Raw genomic sequence first — 18,985 nt, 5'->3', positions numbered from 1 at the left:
GGCATAACTTTTGAAAAGGAATTAGTACAAACAATTAAATCAAACAAAAAATGAAAAAAGCACTATTAATTTTGTCGATGTTATTTATCTCCATGTCTTACGGACAAGAAATTAAACAAGTACCACAAATAAATGTAAGTGGAGAAGGGAAAGTTAAGGTTGTTCCAGATCAGGCTTCTATAGCTGTGACTGTAGAAACGAAAGGAAATAATGCTAAAGATGTTAAAAAGCAAAATGATGAAAAGATTGAGGCTGTTTTAAAATTCATCAAAAAAATGAACTTGGCACCAGCAGATTATAAAACACAACGCGTTTCATTAAATCCACAATACGATTACGAGAAAAAGAAACACAGTTATAATGCAACTCAAACTATAGAGATTTTATTGAAAGATTTATCAAAGTATGATGAATTGATGGAAGGTTTAGTTGACGAAGGAATTAACAGAATTGATAATGTTACGTTCCAATCTTCAAAATTAGCTCAATATCAATCGGAGGCTAGAAAATTAGCAATGAAAGAAGCGAAATTGAAAGCAGAAGACTATGTTTCAGTTTTGGGTCAAAAAATAGGACGTGCCATGACCATATCTGATAATTCACAAACCTATTCCCCACAACCTATGTATGCAGCTATGAAAACCATGGAAATGAGTGATACTAGAGCTCCAAGAGAGACACTTGCAGTAGGTGAAATAAATATTACGGCTAATGTAACAGTTAGTTTTATTTTAGAATAAAGAAAATACAGCTTTTTAAACGAGCTAGTTTAAATAATAATTTTTGAAATCGGAACAGGATTAATCTTGTTCCGATTTTTTTTTATTTCTCCAACTAAAAATGGAGAAGCTTGATGTGATAGAAATTGGATAAGTTTATCGCCTACAGAAATTAAGGTAGTAAAATTAAATTTAGAAAAAGGAAAATATGTTATGCTAACCCAGCGGACCTTCTATTTCCGAATCTATAATTTTACACTCTATTTCAAAAATAGTTGTTGTGTTCGCTCCGGTCGGCTATGAAGGTGAAGTTAATCGAAAACTATTTTGATAAAAAGTACAATTTTTTCTTTTGGTCTTTCGTCCAATGTCTTTCAAATTTACCAAAGCATTTACCTCAAAAATTAATTGCTAACAATGATTTAGAAAAGCTTATTTTTATATCCAATATAAAGTCAATGGGTAACGAATGAACTGGTTTTTAATTATTTATTCTTTTTTTGTCAGTAAAAACAAAAACTATCGTCTATAGATTTATGAATTTAATAATGGATTATTCCAGCACCACAGCCATTCTGCTTTTTGCGCAAAGCGAAAGTAGAGTAAGTATCTTAAAACCAATTGCTTCCTCCTTTAAGCAAAATGTTTTGTTGTGGAAGAAAATGAATGATCATAGTATTAAAATTAGTCAACACGCCAAATTACCCTATTTTATTTCAAATGAAAATGATCAGGTGGGTGCCACTTTCGGAGAGAGAATAACGCATTCAATTGAAACTATTTTTGCCAAAGGTTTCGATAAAGTAATTGTCATAGGAAATGATTGCATTGAATTGAAAGCCCATCATTTGCTTCAAGCCGAACGAGATTTAAGGAGGAATGATTTAGTTATAGGGTCTGATTATTCGGGTGGCGCTTATTTAATAGGTGTTTCAAAGTTGAAATTTAATGCCGACCTATTTATAACTATTCCATGGCAAACCAAAAGCGTTTTTACTGCTTTGCAAATGCTTTACAGAACGCAATCAATCGAATATCTTCCGTATTTAAATGATTGCAATAACGCCTCCGATTTCAAAAAAGCAACTCAAAAATTATCATTCTCTGATAGTTTTAGAAAATCACTACTTTCGTTTTTATACAATTTTGCAGTTCAAAATGATTTTGAAATAAGATTATATTCTTTGGATTATCACGCTTTTAATTTTAATAAAGGATCACCGTTTTACGTGTAAAATTTCCGTTTAATCCTTTTTTAAATTAATTTTTCAAACCAAATGAAGCAATTTTATATTTGGGCATTGCTGTGTATCTCAACAATAGCTATGGCTCAACAAGATTTAACCGTTTCTGTAATTGATGCAGTCACACAAAAACCAGTTTCTAATTTAGCTATAACTTTAGAAAACAAAAGTAGAAATTTACAAGTACGACAAATTTCAAATTCACAAGGGAAAGTGATTTTCAGGAGCCTAGAAGCACTTGATGGGTATCAAGTTATTGTTGCGGCAACGCAGTACTACGCCGCTGAAAGCTCTGATTTTATTGATATTCGTTCCAATCAAAATCCGAATGTGACGCTAGTGCTAAGAAAAAGTGGTTCACAAGAATTAGATGAGGTTGTCATCTCGTCTGGATCAAATTCAAAAATAAATCGCCGGGATGCCGAAGTGTCCTTTGAAATGAAAGCTACTGAAATTCAGGAAATCCCCATAGAAGGTCGCGACATCACCAGAGTTTTATTCCGTTTACCTAATGTTTCGCAAGCAACAGGTTTCTTTCCAGAAGCGGCAAACGTAAGTATTAACGGAGCGAGTTCTCAATATACGTCCTATTTAATTGATGGAATGGATAATAACGAACGTTTTTTAGGAGGACAAAAATTTGCAATTCCTTCTGGGTTTGTAAAAGATATTACGGTTTTGACTAATAATTTCTCTGCTGAATATGGTTTAACGGGAAGTGGAATCATAAATATTACGCCACGTTCGGGTTCAAATGAAACTACGGGAGAGGTGTTCTTCATTACAAGACCTGGACCATCCATAGATGGAAAATCAAGCTTTGCTCAAAGGGATTTGTCAGGAAACCAAGTTAAAAATGGTTTTTCAAGATATCAAACTGGAGCAGGAATAGGAGGCGCTTTTACCAAAGACAAAACCTTTTATTATTTTAATTTTGAACATACCACTGACATCAAAGACAACTTGTTAAATGTACCTCAACTCGGAATTACAGAAACAGTAAGAGGGACCAATACATTTGATTATTTTTCATCTAAAATGGACCAAATTTGGAACGCTAATTTCAACTCGTCCTTTCGTGCCAACATTGGTAGAGTAGCTGTGGAGCGTCAAGGTGGCGGACTCGATGGCGGTTCGACTTTTAGATCTGCTGGAAACGAACAAGAACGGAATAGTATTTTATTAGCTTTAAAAAACAGCTATAAATTTGGAAATTTTTCTGGAGAAACAAATGTGCAATACAGCCGTTTTCGATGGAATTATGCCAAACCATTTAATCCGAATAGTTCTCAAGTAACGATTTTAGGGGTTAATGATGAAACATTAGGGGTGATTGGTAACCCAGGTTATGTGTTTGATGCGATTGAAAATACAATACAATTTCAACAAAAAGTAAAATATTACACTGAAAAGCATACTTTAAAAGCAGGAGTAAATTTTATTCGAGGGGATCATCAATTGTTTGGAGGTGGGAATCCAGTAGGAAATTATCGAGTAAAACTGAATCAAACCCAAATTGATGCAATAAGAAATAGTGGTGTAGGCGGAGGTTTGAATGTGAATGATATTCCGCAAGAGGTACAGGTTATTAATTATAATGTAGAATTGCGTCCTACTTCTTTTGGTACCAATCAAGATATTTATTCGGCTTACATAGAAGATTTATGGTCGGTTACGGATCGATTGAATCTAACTTTAGGATTACGTTATGATTATGATAATCTATCAAAAGGAGGAAGCGACAAAGGCGATTACAACAACATAGCACCCCGTTTTAATTTTAACTATAAATTAGATAATTCTAGCAGCTTACGCGGAGGTTACGGGATTTCGTATGATAAAATAAACTATGCACTTTACAGCGATGCTTTGCAACAAAACACGACTTCACAAAGCTATAAATTACAATTAGAAGAGTTAAAAAAATTAGGAATTTTACCAGTCGATACCAATATTGATCGAATTACCTACAACGGAAACTTAGGGGCTACGGTTTCTGGGGTAAGTTATTTACAAGGGCCTTCTGCAGCCGATTTACAAGGACAAAGAGAGAATATCTTTTCTAACGAGCGCAGAATTTTAAATCCTAATGGCTATAAAAATGCCTATTCTCATGAATTTATGATGGGATACCAATTGCAATTATCGGATGAAAGATTGTTTTTTGTTGATGTGGTACACAATAGAGGCGAGAATCTTACCCGTTTGCGCAATCTTAATGCAGCTGCTGAATACGCCATTGACCCTAATAATGTAGTCATTAGAACTCAGGCTGAAGCCGATGCGAGCCGACCAATTCCTATAACTAACGGAAGTGCGATCCTAAATGGACAAAGGGTTACTGGAATTGCTAGAAATGTGATTGTTAGTGAAAACGAAGGGAAATCGAGATATTACGCCATGAGTTTAAATTATCAAAAAACAAGAGGTACCGATAATTATTCCTATCGATTGAATTATACATTGTCATCCAGTAAAAATGATACGGATGGAATTAACTTTAGACCTTCGGATGCGAATAATTATGCGAAGGAATGGGGACCATCAGTAAATGATAGAACTCATAATATTAACGGAATTTACAGTTACTATCCCTTTAAAGGAACAGCGGTAACCTTAGCTGGTTTATTGCAAAGTGGGCAACCAATAAATAGAATTCCGCTTGGTTTTGGAACAACAGATTTGAATGGAGATGGAGCTAGTTTCTCTGATGCGTATCAAGGAAATAGTGATCGTTTTCCAGGAGAAGGCAGGAATAATGATCGCTTGCCATGGAGCACCTGTTTTGATTTAGGAGTACAACACCAGTTCAAAATTACAGGAAATAATAAGTTAGAATTGCGTGCCGATGTTTTTAATATATTTAATGCTGAAAATTTAAGCGGATACAGTAATAATGCGACTCAAAGTAACCAAATTCAAGGTGGCTCTAGTGCAAGCGGATTGTTTACCCAACGAAATGCTTCGCCTCCAAGACAGTTTCAGTTTGGAGTACGTTATTTATTTTAAAGCGGCTATGTTGCAAGGAGTGTGAGATTGACGGGTTTTGAATTTAATACTACACTGCGTTAAGGATAGGAGTGAAAATCCTTTTTTGGGCTTTTTAGACCAAAAAAGATTGTAGCGGCTAGCCTGCCCGCCTTTTTTTGGCGGGAACGCCCCAAATAAAAAATATAAAATATGTTTATACTAAATGCAAACAAGCCAGAAGAATTGGCTGCTTATTTATACCAACAAAAATGGTTAACGGACGGTGAAACGATTGTTTCTGTATCTAAACCAGGTGAGGGAAATATGAATCGTGTGTTGCGAATAGAAGCAGTCAAGCGCTCTTTTATTCTTAAGCAATCTAGCGGTTACGTAGAGAAATATCCTCAGGTTTTAGCACCTGAAAACCGCGTACTAACTGAAGCTGCTTTTTATCAAAAGATAGCAAGCGCCAAAGAAGTGCAGGATTTAATGCCAACACTTTTGGGTATTGATGCTGTTAATAATTTAATTGCTTTGGAGGATTTAGGGAAGTCCAATGATTATACCGTTTTGTATGATTTAAAAGGAAGAATACCAGATGAAGAGTTGCTGCAGTTAGTGAATTATATAAATAGTTTGCACCAATGTTTTGAAAAAACGGTTGTTGATGATGAGCTAGCAAATGCAGAAATGAAAGCATTAAATTACGAACATCTTTTTGAGTATCCTTTTAAAGTAGAAAATGGATTTGATTTGGATTTAGTTCAAGTGGGTTTGCAAATGGTAGCGATGCCTTATAAAAAAGACGCTGAATTAAAAGAAAAGATGGAGCGATTGGGTTCGCTGTACCTTTCAAAAGGGAACTATTTATTACACGGAGATTTTTATCCTGGAAGTTGGTTAAAAACATCTGATGGAATTAAGGTTATCGATCCAGAATTTTGTTTTTATGGCTTGCGGGAATTTGATTTGGGTGTATTGCTCGCCCATTTGTATCTGACGACACAACAGGAGTCAACAATTGCTTTTGTAAAGGAAAACTACTCTTCTTTTGACGAGTTAAATACCGCTATTTTGAATGGTTTTATTGGAATAGAAATTATGCGTAGAATCATAGGGTTAGCGCAACTGCCTTTAAAAATGGATTTAAAAACCAAAGCGGATTTATTGGCCTTTGCGCGAGAATTAATTTTAAAATAATTGATTTTTGGATCTAAAGTCCAAAATTATGACGGAGAAATATCTAGATGATACAATCCAAAAGCTAGGAAATAGCACTAGAGATTTATGGGTAATAAAAATCAATTTAAATACCTTAATCCATGGCAAAAATTTATTTTAGATTTATGAATAAGCAAATTCAATGACAAAGGAAATGATGAAAAGAAATTAGAAAAAACAAAAATTCGCAAATTTACGTTATAAAAAAATTTAAAAAACACGTTATGAAAATCAAAATAATACTAGTTACGCTTATGCTTGCGGCACAATTACAAGCACAGACCAAAGTATGGTTTGATACGGATCTTATGATTGGAATGCCTGATAAAACGCCCCGAGAAGTAGATGATGGTATCACATTGATTATGGCTTTGAAACAACCTCAAATCGAGATTGTAGGTATTAGTTCGATTACCTATGTGGATTATAGCTACGGTATTATCAACAAAATATTGAAATGGCATCACAAAGGATCGGCAATTCCAGTGTACAAAGGTTCGCCAAAAGCAGCTGATTTAGGGGTTGAAAATGACGGAACAAGAGCGTTGTATGAAGCGTTGAAAAAAGATAAGTTAACCATATTGGCTTTAGGACCTATGACTAATATTGCTACTTTGATTCAGAATCACCCCGATATTATTCCGCAAATCGTGAAGATTTCTATTTGTGCAGCGAGAACGCCCGGCTTGCCTTTCAATCCTGGAAACGGAAAATTGAATGTGTTTGATTACAACTATGAATTTGATACTAAATCAATGGATGTGGTTTTAAATTCGCCAATACCACTGGTATTTGCGGGCTATGAACCGAGTTCGTATACGCATATAGGAAACATAGATTTGGCTAGTTTAGATCAAAACGAAGAAGCTGATAAATGGTTGTTTGATATTGTCCAACCTTGGATGGAAAAAAACGAGAAGTATTTTGGTATTAGAGGATTTATACCTTTTGACTGCTCCACTTTAGGCGTGATTACCCATCCTGAATATTTTACGTATTACAAAGACATACCTATTAAAGTAAATTATAAAAAAAATGATGCGCTTGAAGTACAACCTAAAGTACCGTTTAAAAATTTCCTAGAAGTATCTTATAAATATAAAACCAAAAAGAAAGTGGATTACGCCATCAGAGCATTGGGAGGTTTCGAAGAAAAGATTTTAGAGACATTGAGTGTGAAAAACTAACAAAACTTTAGGAATTGTTTTAAAACCAAATGTAGAAATCAGACGTATATTACTTAAGATTGAATTGCGGAATACGCACAACAAATAAATAATTCAAAATCAATAGAATAGATTCTATAAAATAAAAACAATAAAAGATGAAAATGAAAATACTAAGTTATGCCCTCGTGTTGTTTACAATTATAAGTTGTAGTGCACAAACCGAAAAATTGTCTTTAGTGCCTAAAAAAGGAAAGGCGGTAGCTGTTTTTGCTTCTGGTTGTTTCTGGTGCACGGAGCACGTTTTCGAAGCAGTTGTAGGAGTAGATGAAGCAGTGTCAGGATATACAGGCGGGAATGTTAAAAACCCTACTTATGAATATGTAGGTTCAAACAGAACTGGACATGCAGAGGCAGTGGCTGTTTTTTATGATCCAAAAGTGGTTTCGTATAAAGAATTAGTAGCAGTATTTTTTGCATCGCAAGATCCTACAACTCCTAATCAACAAGGACCAGACAAGGGTTCATCCTATCGTTCTATTGCTTTTTATAAAAATCCTGCTGATAAAAAAATTATAGAAGATAAGATTAAAGAGCTTTCGGCAAATAAAGTATTTGCTGCGCCTATTGTAACAGAGGTAAAGCCAGTTGTTGATTTTTATGAAGCAGAATCCTATCACCAAGATTATGTAAAAAATAATCCCAATCAGCCTTATGTGAAAGGCGTTTCAATACCGAGATATAACAAGTTTAAAAAAACATATAAAGGAAAATTAAAACCTAAATCTTAATAATTATGAAGCGGTATCAACAACTTTTAATACTACCAGCTATAGCTTTTAGCTTTATGGCGTGCATGCAGTCCAATAAAAAAGATCAAGTAACTGTGGAAACAATAACCACAAAACAACAACAGCCGACACTATCATTGACAGATACGTCATTGAAAAAAGTGGTTAAAACGGATGCCCAATGGAAAAAGGTACTTACAGACAATCAATATTATATCCTTCGTAAGCAAGGAACAGAACGACCTTTCCAGAATGAGTTTAATGACAATCATAAAAAAGGAAATTATTTCTGTGCTGCTTGTAAATTACCGTTGTTTTCGTCCAAAACAAAATTTAATTCAGGAACTGGATGGCCCAGTTTTTATGCTCCAATAAATAATAATAGAGTTAAAGAAGTAGTAGACAAAAGCTTGGGAATGGTTCGTGGGGAAATAGTTTGTGCGCGTTGTGATGGACATATAGGACATCTTTTTGATGATGGACCTAATCCTACGGGATTGCGTTATTGCATGAATTCTGGAGCTATGTTATTTCAAGAATCAAAATAAATTGTGGTTAATTGTTTAGTTCAAAAAAAAGGGCGTTTGTTTCAACTGAAACAAACGCCCTTTTGAGTTTTACGATGGATACTAATCTTTATAAATAGCAACCAATTGTTCTGCCATTGCTAAAATATCTTTCGCTTCAAAATCAGGTTTATTGGACAAAGTATATACGGATTGTCCTTCACGAGCTATAAAACAAGTCTTTAAACCAGCATGTGAAGCACCTGCTAAATCCCAACCATGTGCCGCAATCATTAGCATATCTTTAGGTTGTACGGCTAGTTCTTTTGCTGCCCATAAATAGGTTGCTGCTTCTGGTTTGTATTTTTTAAGACTATCAATACTCAATGCCTGTTCAAAAAAATCAGTCAAATTTGAATTGATTAATTGCTGTTTTAGTGCATGCGGTGGCGAATTCGTCAAGGTAATTAATCTAAAACCATGATCTTTTAAGAGCTTCAGACCTTTCTCTACATCAGGGTAGGCTTGCAAGGTTTGAATTTTCGACAATGCCGCTTTAATTTCATCTTCACTAACTTTTATATGCAGGGATGTGGCCGCCATAGACAAGGTTGCTCCAGCAATTGTTCCAAAATCATAATACGCATCAATACTATTTGAAACAATGGAGTAGTGCAATAACATACCAAACCAGATTCTAAATCCCTGCTCATTATCAAGGAGTGCATTTACCGATTTTTTTAAAGGAGTCATGTCGAGTAAAGTTTCGTTTACATCGAAGACGAGGACTGGTTTATTTTTTTTTGAAGTCATTTTATTATTTTAAATTATTGATACCATTTTTTAATGGTTTTAAGTGCAGGTTTTTCCTGAGGCGTGTAATCAATACTATTATTTGGCTCTTTGTGATACGCATCAGCATACCATTTCCAGGCAAACCCTCCTGCAAACCACTTCTTTTGTGTTAAGGTTTGAAACAAAGATTCGTAGGCATTGGCTTGCGCCAAATTATTAATTCCACTTTGATTTTCTTTCCAAGGTTCTTTGGCTGCTTGGTCGGAATTGCGATAACCAAATTCTGTAAAGAGTATTTTCTTGTTGGTTTTAGCTTGAAGCTTTTCCATTTTTAGGATGTGCTGCTGCCAAGCTTCATTAAGATCAGCAACTGCGGGAGTTGTGGCATCAGATAAAGGAAAATACGCATCGATCCCGATATAATCCAACTCATTCCAGAAAGGGACTTTATCAAAATCATCCCAGTTTGCGGCATAGGTTAACTTCCCGGTGTAGATTTTTTTAATTTTCTGGATTAATTGTGACCAATATTCGGGTCTTTTGGCCACTGAATTTCCTAGTTCGGTACCAAAACAAAATAGTTCTATTTTTTCTTGCTGGGCTAATTGAGCAAAATCAAGAATATACTTTTCATAATCGGCTTCCCATTTTTTCCATTCGGCTTCCGTTGCAAAATCTAAATTTCCTGTATAAAAATTATGATTTACCCATAGATGAGGTTTGAGCATAACCGTCATTTTATATTCATGAGCTAATTGATTACTAGCTATAATTCCTTCCGTTCTTTCGCCCCACCATTGTCTTTTATCATTATAATGAACAGAAGCATTTTCAACATCAACAAAAGCATACGGAATTAAGGAGATCGAATTAATATGATGTGCTTTCAATTCGTCAAAAGTGGTGTTTTTTAACTCTTTGATGGGTGCGACCAGGTTCATTCCTTTGTACTCTAAATTCATTTTAAATGAGGTTTCGTCAACCATAGAGGAATGATAGAAAGAAAATCCGCTGGCGACGATCAGTAAAAATGTTGCGAGGATAAAAAAGGTTTTCTTCATAATCGTAAAGTTACTTAATAAAAAAGAGGATACTAACTTCTAGGTGTAAATTAATGATTTTTAGGTTTTGCAACTGATTTATTTCCTTGCGATGAAACGTATTTTTAAAAATAAATTTTATCGTTTGTACAAAAGCTAAAACAAGAATAAAATCATAAAAATGGTATTGATGTAAGAACTTATTTTTATTTGATTTGCTTCAATTAAAAATTGTCCAATAGGAGCAAAGAGAAACATTCCTAAACTAGTTCCTAGTAAAGAGCCAACTATAAATTTATTCCTAGTTTTTATTTGATTGTCTAATTTATCTGTTCTAAATAGATAGATATAAATTCCAGACCAATAGGGCCATTGGATAAAATTTAAAATATTTAGAAATGCAGCCAGTAAAAAGGGATATTGAATCAATATTAGATTAGAAAGACTGATGTTTTGATGATTAGTACTACTGTACATGAAGTAGACACCAATAACTAAAAAAATAGAATAGTAAACAGCTCAATAAAAAGTACTAATTTCTTTTCTTTTATGAGCCAGCGTGCTATTTTATAAACCATTTTCAAGACAAAATATTGAACAAAAATAATTCCTAAAATAAAGGAGAGTGATGCCCAATTGCCTTGTTCCAATAAAATTTGCAAACTAATTACGTTAGTATATCCTAGTGGTAAAGCGCCTAGTAAACTTATCGAAAACCCAAGTGAAGAGGTTTTTTTTTAGAATGTAAAACAGCAATTAATTTCATATTTATGTAGCCTTTGTTCTAATACAAGTATAGACATGCTCATTGCTAACTCCTGACGATTTTAATAAAAAAAACCAATAAGTGTTTTTGAGGCTTATTGGTTTTCAAATTTAGATAATTTTCAAATTATTTTTTCCAAACTCTTGAAGTAAAAGGAGCTTCTAATTCAGGATTAGTAATATGGTTTGAATAATTACTGATTAATTTCACAGCAATACCTGCTAAAATTCCCAGGACATGCTGCTCCGTGTAACCAACAGCTAAGAAAGCATCAACTTCATCTTGCGGTACAATACCTCTATTTAAAGAAAGGGAACGCGTTAATTTTGACAATTGCTTTAATTTTGGATCAGCGATTTCTGTACCGTTTCGAATAGCATCTGTAACTTCTGTGGGAACCTTTGCCATATCTGCAAGGGTGCTATGAGCAGCAACACAATATTCGCAATTGTTCTCATAAGCTGCCGTTAGGAATACCACTTCTTGCTCTGTTGCATTGAATCCCGCATTGGATCTAAAGCTGTTATAGGAGTAGATATAAGCATCTAACAAAGCCGGATTAGAACCCATGGTTTTATACATGTTGGGAACAAAACCAAAAGCTTTTTGTGTTTTGTCGAAAATCTCTTGTGTTATAGGAGAAATGGAATTGTTTTCTAATTTTAAATGTGCCATTGTATTTGTTTTTTAATTAATAGAATAGTTTTTATTAACTGTACAAAGGTCCGATGAATGCTTAATTAAAACTTTGGCAGAAGGTTCAACTATTTGCTTATTTGGTCCAAACGATAGTTTGAGGGAGAATTATTGAATCTTTCATGGAAAAGCTTAGAAAAATTAGCCAGATCATTAAAGCCACAATCAAAAGCAATATCAGTAATACGTTCCTCAGAAATAAGCAATAGCTCGGCCGCTTTTTCTAATCTTTTATTGCGAATGTAACTGGCTGGAGTGGCATTATAATTTTTTTTGAATTCTCTTTTGAACGAGGATAAGCTCAAATGAGTCATTTCGGCTAATTCTTCTGTGGTAAAATGGTAGTAAAGGTTACTTTCAATAATTTGCTTGAAACTATAACTATTAGGAGAAAATAGCTGCGATAATATTTGTTGAATAAGAGGCGCATTTTTCGTTTGGCATAATAGCAAAATGATTTCTTTTAATTTAATAATCAATAAATCCTCATTAATAAGACTTGGATTGTCAAAATAGAACAACAAACTTTCAATGTATTTTTCTATTAGATAATCATTGTTAATTGTACTCAAGTCAATATTTGTATCTAGAATAGCAGGCTGTTGAAAAACTTTAGGCAAGTCTGTTTCGTAAATCTTTTTTAATATTTCAGGATGAAAATGAATCACAACAATTTCATGCTTTTGTGCTTTAATCGTGCTTTTTATCTGACTGAAATAAGTACCACATTTTAATAAAACTGCGTCATTTTGTGGGATAATAACGTTTTGATTTGGAGTGCTGTAATTGATTTGCCCTTGCAGCATGTAAAGAAAGCAGGCCTCATCAGGCATTGGGTTTGGAATCTTAAAAGGCGATTGAATGAGTAGCTTTTCAAATATTTTTTTACCAAAGAGCTCGTATCGTTTTCGTTCTACTATCATTTTAAAGATCCTGTTTTATTTTTTTAATTGTTGGAACATGTAAGTAAGAATTGCTAACCAGTTAAAGCATATTAGATTTTTTTTATAGCTTCAATGATTTTATTTTTCTTGTCTTCGTCTAATTGAGACATTTTTTTATTGGAATCAATTGCAAACCATTTGCCTATGAGGGTATCGAGTAATTTGGATTGTTTTTCGTATTCATTACAAGTCCTGCACAGGGCTTTGTGCGCTTGTAATTGCAACTTTTCTTTCAACGTTAAAGGAGTGAACATTTGTTTGTCGATTAACTCTGTTGTCTTTTTACAGGGTTTCAACAATGTTCTCATTACTTTATTCATATTCTTCGAATATTATAGTTTGGTTAAACCCATTTCAATTCCAGACATTTTTTTAGTAACAGCTTGGATCGATGCACAATCTGCCAATAATTAGACGTAGTAATTTCTAATTCCTGACAAATTATTTCTGTTTTTTTATCACTTAAATATTTGGATGTTACGGCTAATTTCCATTTCTGTGGCAGGTCATCCATACAATTTTCCATGATCGAATTGAATTCAGGATTGTCTAGTAATTCTTGGTCTTGATCCCAAGCGGCATTGATATCATTTGATTTCCAGCATCCGTACGAATTAAAAAGCCCATCCGAAAGTTCATAACCACTATTTTCGGTTAAACTGAAGTTTTTCTTAGTGGTTCGAGCACTCAATCGATAATAATCAATCACTTTATTATTGAGTATGGAGAACAACCAAGTCTTAGGTTGGCTTTTGCCTTGAAAAGTATCTATCTTATGGAATGCAGCCATAAAAGTATCTTGTACTAAATCCTCAGCAACCTCCTTGGAAGATGTTTTGAAAAAGGCCCAAGAATAGAGTTCATCACTAAATTGATTGACCCATTGTTCTAAAATTGATTTTGAATCTTCTTTAATCAGGTCCATTAATTTCCCCTTATTTATTTAAAAATCCAAATATACTCTTTTTTCAGACCTTAAAATCTTCCTTTTTTCGTAAATCAGCAAAAGCAATACCGTACTATATTCCACTGCAAGTAGCCAGTAATTTTCTGAAAAATCTGCTTTTGAATAGGCACAATAGCTTAAAACAATAGTGTAACTCCACAAAAGAGGATATTTATAGGAAGTAAAAACAGCAATCAAAATTAGATTTATGACATACCAAGGATGTACTGTAGTAGCGGTGAAAAAATAAACCGTCAAAGCTACTAGCATACTATTGAATAAATGGAGACTATTTTTGTTTTTTTTATGTAAACTTTGTAATGCAATAAAAGCGATAATAAAAACAGGGATTATTTTTCCAGTAATGTGAATAATATTGTATCCTGTGATCCAGAAACCAATCTGACGAATGATATAGTAAATACTGGCGTTGAATTCAAAATTAGTGAACCACAGTCCTATGGTTTCGCTATAATTTTGGATTAGTTCTTTGGAAAGAAAGGGGAGAAAGAGGAGCATATTTAATCCAATAACAATAGTGTAAAACGAAATTGCATTTTTCCAACCTAATTTTCTAAAAAAAAGAGGCAATAGCAATAATGGTAATAATTTGACTGATATCGACAATGCCAAAATTACGGCGGCTGATTTCCATTTGTTTTGTTCCAAGAGATAAATTGCCCAAACAAAAAAGAAGAGCATGACTCCTTCAAAATGTAAATTCCCAGTAAGTTCAATAAGCACTAAAGGATTGAGTGCATACCAGAAAATACGGTGCTTTTCCATCCCTAAACGGACTAATAATTTACTACCGAAATATAAAGTTCCAAAATCGGCTGCGATAATTAGTAATCGCATTCCTATTGCTGCTCCTAGTATCGAATGATTACTGAAAAAGGCCGCTACAGCAAATAAAAATTGGTTGACAGGTGGATAATTAGAATAATGTCCAGCGCTTAAACTACCCATTCCGTTATATAAATCGTTTGCAGTTGGAATAGCAAAGTTATTTCGATTGATAAGGTCTTTTGGTAGCTGTAAGTACGGATTTATATTTTCAAGAATTAGGTTTCCGTCCCATATAAACCTAAAATAATCTTGAGATAAATTAGGTAGTGCCACTAGAAAAACCAATCGAAATAGCACTGCCACTGCAATTAGAAACGGAATATTGTCTTTTTGAAATTTGATAATTTGATAAAAAGAAACAAATAATAAGCTGTAAGAAACCAACAAATAGAGGAACTCAGATCGATTTAAAACGTAAGCGATATACGCATAAATAAAAGTGCTTAATGCAAGAAAGCCATAAGATTTCGTGTTATTTGAAGCACTCCAACTCATTTATTTACTTGTATTGATTTTATAAATACAAAACTAAAACCAATGAAAAGCATTGCATGCAGAGCAATCAAGCTGTAGTCATTTAATCGAAAAGCACTATACATTGCAAAAATAAAGTAAAGGATTAATAGTCCTTCAACAATGATGTTCTTTGAAATAGTATCTGAAATATAGCTATTCTGCTTCCATTTTTCTTTAAGTCCTTCAATATTCAGCTTTGGAGTGCGTATAAATTCACTTTTCTTACCCCATAAACCTTCTAGTACTGCTACAGTGTTGTGAAAAGAAAATCCCATTGCAATGGTATAAAAGCTGATAAACAAAATGATGTATTTCAGAAAATTTTTGAAGCCTCCGCCATGAATACTTTTGTAGGTAGCCCAATAACTGATGAAAAAGAGGATAGAGGTAATGATAAAAAAGAGTAGTAAGTCAAATACTTTTTCAAACTGGGCAAACTCATTTTTGATGTACAACATGGGCACACTTAAAACGGCCATGGTAAAAATAGCCAAAAACATCGTGCTGTTCAATAAATGCAACATTCCATGCGCTTTTGTCTTGAATCCGATGGATTTAGATTGTAGTACGCGAATTGCATTTTTGCTAAAATTTTCAGCTCCACCTTTATTCCATCTGAATTGCTGAGAGCGCGCAGCACTAATAATAGCTGGCAGTTCAGCAGGAGTAACTACATTTTCCAAATATTTGAATTTCCAATCTTTTAACTGAGCACGATAACTTAAATCCAAGTCCTCGGTGAGCGTGTCACTTTCCCAGTTTCCTGCGTCAAGGATGCATTTCTTTCTCCACACTCCAGCAGTTCCATTAAAATTAATAAAATGCAATTTTGAATTACGTCCTACTTGTTCTAAAGTAAAGTGGGCATCTAGTGCAAAAGCTTGAATTTTTGTCAATATCGAATAATCGCGGTTCAGGTGTCCCCAACGGGTTTGCACGACTCCAATTTTAGGATCTTTAAAATAGGGAATCGTTTTGTAGAGCCAGTCTTTTTGAGGAACAAAATCAGCGTCAAAAATAGCAATGAATTCTCCTTTGGCGCTTAGTAAACCTTCCTTCAAAGCGCCTGCTTTAAAGCCCCTTCTATTACTGCGTCTCATGTGGTGTATGTTTAGTCCTGACTTGGCAATTTTGTGAATCAAGATTTCGGTTGCTACCACACTATCATCTGTGCTATCATCCAGAACTTGAATTTCCAATTTGTCTTTTGGATAATCCATTTTTGCTATTGTCGTTAACAGGCGTTCCATAACATATTTTTCATTATATACCGGAAGTTGTATTGTAACAAAGGGAATTTCATTTGGGTTTGAAAGGTCAAATTGTACCGACTGATCCGCACGCTTTTTGCTTCTTAAATAATTCAGCAGTAAGTTAAAGTGAGCCAAACTATAAAAAAATAAAAGCAAAATTGATATGCTGTATAGAATTACAATGATATATGAAAGTAGTAACATGCTATTGTTTAAAGGTGTATTTGAAAATCCATCCTATTATTTTTATTCCGGCCATAATGGTTCCCTTCACCGTTCCTGATACTTTTGAAATGCCTATTCTATTTTTATAGTGAACTGGAATTTCTACGTAGGACATTTTTTGTTTTAGAACTTTAAGTTGCATTTCTACGGTCCATCCATAGGTTTTATCCTTCATGTTTAAAGCGACTAATTTTTCATACTTAATCGCTCTAAAAGGGCCTAGGTCTGTAAAAGTAGCATTAAAAAAGCTTTTCATTAAAGTTGTTGCCAGCCAATTCCCAAAAACTTGCTGTGGTGTCATCGAATGCTTTTCTCTGAAACGCGCTACTCGTGCACCTACAACAAAATCTATATCGTCTTTTATTATAGGAGCAATAATTTGGGTTAATTCCTGAGGATAGTCGGAATAGTCTCCATCCAAAAAAACAATAATATCGGGTTTCGTTTCTAGTTGCGCAATGTATTCCATTCCTTTAAGACAAGCATAGCCATATCCTTTTCTACTTTCGGATAGTACCGTGGCACCCGCATTTTTGGCAACCTGAATCGTATCGTCTGTGGAATTATTACTGATAACAATAACTTCCGAAACACTAGATGGAATATCTTGGATGACATACCCTATGGCTTTTTCCTCATTGTAAGCAGGAATAATTACTTTAATATTTTTCATATTTTTTTTGAGTCTCTTTTAAAAAGACTGATTTCCTCTGCGAAAATAAGGATTAATGTAAAAAGGAATTGATTATTTTTGGTTTATTAAATCCATTAAATCGATATCATTTCCCAATAAGATTTCGTTTGAATTGATTCGGCCTGCTGGACTATCATTTTCTAATTTCAATACTCCTCTAGGACATACCGCTGCACAAATACCACAACCTACGCAAGACGAACGAACAATGTTTTCTCCTTTTTGAGCATAACTGCGCACGTCAATCCCCATTTCGCAATAAGTAGAGCAGTTTCCGCAAGATATACATTGACCACCATTAGTAGTTATTCTGAATTTTGAAAATAATCGCTGCTGTAATCCTAAGATTGCTGCCATAGGACAACCAAATCGACACCATACACGATTGCCTAAAATTGGATAAAAACCTACACCTACAACGCCACTAAAAGCGGCACCAATAGCAAAACCATACCACTCCCTTAATGAATTGCTGTCTATAAAAAGAATATTTTGATTCCCTGAAAAATAATTAATTAACAACAAAATAATAATAATAGCCACTAAGGAAAGCAGCGTAAAAACAGCATCTTTATCTAGATCTTTTCGTTTGAAAATATATAAAGCTCCAGTAAAAACAAGTAAGAAAGCAACAATACCCCAAATAAAATGGTCTTTTGTAATAAAGCTCATCTCGGGATTATTAGATAAAAAAGTAAAAATAACGGCAATGGTCATTACAAATGAAAAGACCAACACTGAGTGGATCATCCAGCGTTCTATTTTCCATACCGTATCGGTCTTATTGGACAAATGTCTAAAGCTATCTCCAGCAGTCTCCGCCAAACCACCGCAACCACAAACCCACGAGCAATACCAGCGTTTTCCATAAAAATAGGTTAAAATAGGAGAGATAATAAAAATCATCGCTATTCCAAAAAATAACAAAAACAAACCTAAATTACCTCCTTCGAGCATCGCTTTTAAATGCCAATCATTAAAGAAATAGTAATTCAGTGGCCACATGTTTTTCAAATCCTTAGCGAAATATGCTTTCTCTGGATTCAGTTTTTCTAATATTTCAGGAATCAAAAAAGCAAATCCTAACTGAAAAAACATCACTGATATTGTTCGTACTAATTGGTATTTATTGTGCCGGTATTTCAAGATAAATTTATAGCCCAAACCCAAAATAGCAACGGTGTATAATGTGCCATATACAAACCATTGGCTGGCGGCTTTTCCGTTTAAAATGTAACTTAGCGGATCAAAAAAACCAACGATTCCAGTGTTTGCTTCACCGTCTTGATTCAATCCCAAGTATTGAGGATACCAGTATAAAACAATATAAAACGAGGTCAGTATAATACCCGTCATCCACGCCCAACTCCCCCTATTGGTTAAGTTTTTGTGCCAAATTCCGTTGTTGTTTATTCCTTCAGGCTGGTTAAGGTAGGTCCTATTCGCATACACTGTTATTCCCGTAAAAATGGCAAGGATTGATCCCGCTAACCACAATCCTTTATTAGGGAACGACACATTAAATAAAGCCAAGGCCATAATGAAAAGTCCAAGCAATCCTAGCGCCACACCTAATTTTTGAATTCCGTCCATCTGGATGTTCTCATGAGAAGCGATGGATATATTTTTAACTGATTTGCTCAT

At 34.2% G+C, this 18,985-nt stretch carries 18 protein-coding genes; 7 read left to right on the top strand and 11 right to left on the bottom strand.

Annotation, left to right across the window (positions count from 1 at the left end; translation table 11 throughout):
* Positions 1-50 precede the first annotated feature (50 nt).
* The 7 genes from BLS90_RS11790 (at position 51) to msrB (ending at position 8,659) form a co-directional block, all read left to right on the top strand.
* Positions 51-740, top strand: coding sequence for an SIMPL domain-containing protein (locus BLS90_RS11790; RefSeq protein WP_091257943.1), 690 nt, complete (start codon positions 51-53; stop codon positions 738-740).
* Between the two features lie 515 nt (positions 741-1,255).
* A complete protein-coding gene (locus BLS90_RS11785) occupies positions 1,256-1,954 on the top strand; it encodes a TIGR04282 family arsenosugar biosynthesis glycosyltransferase (RefSeq protein ID WP_091257941.1) in 699 nt (232 codons plus the stop codon).
* Positions 1,955-1,996: 42 nt separating this feature from the next.
* Positions 1,997-4,972, top strand: coding sequence for a TonB-dependent receptor (locus BLS90_RS11780; RefSeq protein ID WP_091257939.1), 2,976 nt, complete (start codon positions 1,997-1,999; stop codon positions 4,970-4,972).
* A 171-nt stretch (positions 4,973-5,143) separates the two neighbouring features.
* A complete protein-coding gene (locus BLS90_RS11775) occupies positions 5,144-6,133 on the top strand; it encodes a phosphotransferase (RefSeq protein WP_091257937.1) in 990 nt (329 codons plus the stop codon).
* Positions 6,134-6,378: 245 nt separating this feature from the next.
* Entirely contained in the window at positions 6,379-7,341 is a 963-nt protein-coding gene (locus BLS90_RS11770; protein ID WP_091257934.1) for a nucleoside hydrolase, read from the top strand.
* A 143-nt stretch (positions 7,342-7,484) separates the two neighbouring features.
* On the top strand, positions 7,485-8,111 hold the full coding sequence (msrA, locus tag BLS90_RS11765) for a peptide-methionine (S)-S-oxide reductase MsrA (RefSeq protein WP_091257990.1): 627 nt from the start codon (positions 7,485-7,487) through the stop codon (positions 8,109-8,111).
* A gap of 5 nt (positions 8,112-8,116) precedes the next feature.
* A complete protein-coding gene (gene msrB / locus BLS90_RS11760; RefSeq protein ID WP_175455476.1) occupies positions 8,117-8,659 on the top strand; it encodes a peptide-methionine (R)-S-oxide reductase MsrB in 543 nt (180 codons plus the stop codon).
* 81 nt (positions 8,660-8,740) lie between these two features.
* On the opposite strand, the gene BLS90_RS11755 is transcribed toward msrB, so the two are convergent.
* From BLS90_RS11755 to BLS90_RS11705, 11 genes are all read right to left on the bottom strand, one after another.
* A complete protein-coding gene (locus BLS90_RS11755) occupies positions 8,741-9,430 on the bottom strand; it encodes a haloacid dehalogenase type II (protein ID WP_091257932.1) in 690 nt (229 codons plus the stop codon).
* Between the two features lie 14 nt (positions 9,431-9,444).
* Positions 9,445-10,473, bottom strand: coding sequence for a glycoside hydrolase family 113 (locus BLS90_RS11750; RefSeq protein ID WP_091257931.1), 1,029 nt, complete (start codon positions 10,471-10,473; stop codon positions 9,445-9,447).
* 135 nt (positions 10,474-10,608) lie between these two features.
* Positions 10,609-10,929 carry a hypothetical protein gene (locus tag BLS90_RS11745; RefSeq protein ID WP_091257929.1) on the bottom strand — a complete coding sequence of 107 codons (321 nt, stop codon included), beginning with the start codon at positions 10,927-10,929 and terminating at the stop codon, positions 10,609-10,611.
* A gap of 415 nt (positions 10,930-11,344) precedes the next feature.
* A complete protein-coding gene (locus tag BLS90_RS11740; RefSeq protein ID WP_091257928.1) occupies positions 11,345-11,893 on the bottom strand; it encodes a carboxymuconolactone decarboxylase family protein in 549 nt (182 codons plus the stop codon).
* 89 nt (positions 11,894-11,982) lie between these two features.
* A complete protein-coding gene (locus BLS90_RS11735; protein WP_091257926.1) occupies positions 11,983-12,837 on the bottom strand; it encodes a helix-turn-helix transcriptional regulator in 855 nt (284 codons plus the stop codon).
* A gap of 71 nt (positions 12,838-12,908) precedes the next feature.
* On the bottom strand, positions 12,909-13,178 hold the full coding sequence (locus BLS90_RS11730) for a hypothetical protein (RefSeq protein ID WP_091257916.1): 270 nt from the start codon (positions 13,176-13,178) through the stop codon (positions 12,909-12,911).
* A 23-nt stretch (positions 13,179-13,201) separates the two neighbouring features.
* Positions 13,202-13,783 carry a sigma-70 family RNA polymerase sigma factor gene (locus BLS90_RS11725; protein WP_091257915.1) on the bottom strand — a complete coding sequence of 194 codons (582 nt, stop codon included), beginning with the start codon at positions 13,781-13,783 and terminating at the stop codon, positions 13,202-13,204.
* An 18-nt stretch (positions 13,784-13,801) separates the two neighbouring features.
* Positions 13,802-15,148, bottom strand: coding sequence for a glycosyltransferase 87 family protein (locus BLS90_RS11720; RefSeq protein WP_091257914.1), 1,347 nt, complete (start codon positions 15,146-15,148; stop codon positions 13,802-13,804).
* Positions 15,145-16,626, bottom strand: a complete 1,482-nt coding sequence (locus BLS90_RS11715; RefSeq protein ID WP_091257913.1) for a cellulose synthase family protein — start codon at positions 16,624-16,626, stop codon at positions 15,145-15,147. The genes BLS90_RS11720 and BLS90_RS11715 overlap by 4 nt, the downstream gene beginning before the upstream one ends.
* 1 nt (position 16,627) lies before the next feature.
* Complete coding sequence (locus BLS90_RS11710; protein ID WP_091257911.1) at positions 16,628-17,320, bottom strand: glycosyltransferase family 2 protein; 693 nt, start codon at positions 17,318-17,320, stop codon at positions 16,628-16,630.
* A gap of 72 nt (positions 17,321-17,392) precedes the next feature.
* On the bottom strand, positions 17,393-18,985 hold the full coding sequence (locus BLS90_RS11705; protein WP_091257909.1) for a 4Fe-4S binding protein: 1,593 nt from the start codon (positions 18,983-18,985) through the stop codon (positions 17,393-17,395).

It is taken from the genome of Flavobacterium omnivorum (genome assembly GCF_900099915.1).
Taxonomy (GTDB): domain Bacteria; phylum Bacteroidota; class Bacteroidia; order Flavobacteriales; family Flavobacteriaceae; genus Flavobacterium; species Flavobacterium omnivorum.
Note: the sequence above shows the minus strand (reverse complement) of the source record. Positions and strands in the feature narration are given on the sequence as shown.

Bases quoted from the DNA above. Each gene is read 5' to 3' on its own strand.
- BLS90_RS11755 (WP_091257932.1), bottom strand. From the start codon at position 9,430: ATGACTTCAAAAAAAAATAAACCAGTCCTCGTCTTCGATGTAAACGAA.
- BLS90_RS11745 (WP_091257929.1), bottom strand. From the start codon at position 10,929: ATGTACAGTAGTACTAATCATCAAAACATCAGTCTTTCTAATCTAATA.
- msrB (WP_175455476.1), top strand. From the start codon at position 8,117: ATGAAGCGGTATCAACAACTTTTAATACTACCAGCTATAGCTTTTAGC.
- BLS90_RS11730 (WP_091257916.1), bottom strand. From the start codon at position 13,178: ATGAATAAAGTAATGAGAACATTGTTGAAACCCTGTAAAAAGACAACA.
- BLS90_RS11725 (WP_091257915.1), bottom strand. From the start codon at position 13,783: ATGGACCTGATTAAAGAAGATTCAAAATCAATTTTAGAACAATGGGTC.
- BLS90_RS11715 (WP_091257913.1), bottom strand. From the start codon at position 16,626: ATGTTACTACTTTCATATATCATTGTAATTCTATACAGCATATCAATT.
- BLS90_RS11750 (WP_091257931.1), bottom strand. From the start codon at position 10,473: ATGAAGAAAACCTTTTTTATCCTCGCAACATTTTTACTGATCGTCGCC.
- BLS90_RS11710 (WP_091257911.1), bottom strand. From the start codon at position 17,320: ATGAAAAATATTAAAGTAATTATTCCTGCTTACAATGAGGAAAAAGCC.
- BLS90_RS11735 (WP_091257926.1), bottom strand. From the start codon at position 12,837: ATGATAGTAGAACGAAAACGATACGAGCTCTTTGGTAAAAAAATATTT.
- BLS90_RS11790 (WP_091257943.1), top strand. From the start codon at position 51: ATGAAAAAAGCACTATTAATTTTGTCGATGTTATTTATCTCCATGTCT.
- BLS90_RS11770 (WP_091257934.1), top strand. From the start codon at position 6,379: ATGAAAATCAAAATAATACTAGTTACGCTTATGCTTGCGGCACAATTA.
- BLS90_RS11780 (WP_091257939.1), top strand. From the start codon at position 1,997: ATGAAGCAATTTTATATTTGGGCATTGCTGTGTATCTCAACAATAGCT.
- msrA (WP_091257990.1), top strand. From the start codon at position 7,485: ATGAAAATACTAAGTTATGCCCTCGTGTTGTTTACAATTATAAGTTGT.
- BLS90_RS11705 (WP_091257909.1), bottom strand. From the start codon at position 18,985: ATGAGCAAATCAGTTAAAAATATATCCATCGCTTCTCATGAGAACATC.
- BLS90_RS11785 (WP_091257941.1), top strand. From the start codon at position 1,256: ATGAATTTAATAATGGATTATTCCAGCACCACAGCCATTCTGCTTTTT.
- BLS90_RS11740 (WP_091257928.1), bottom strand. From the start codon at position 11,893: ATGGCACATTTAAAATTAGAAAACAATTCCATTTCTCCTATAACACAA.
- BLS90_RS11775 (WP_091257937.1), top strand. From the start codon at position 5,144: ATGTTTATACTAAATGCAAACAAGCCAGAAGAATTGGCTGCTTATTTA.
- BLS90_RS11720 (WP_091257914.1), bottom strand. From the start codon at position 15,148: ATGAGTTGGAGTGCTTCAAATAACACGAAATCTTATGGCTTTCTTGCA.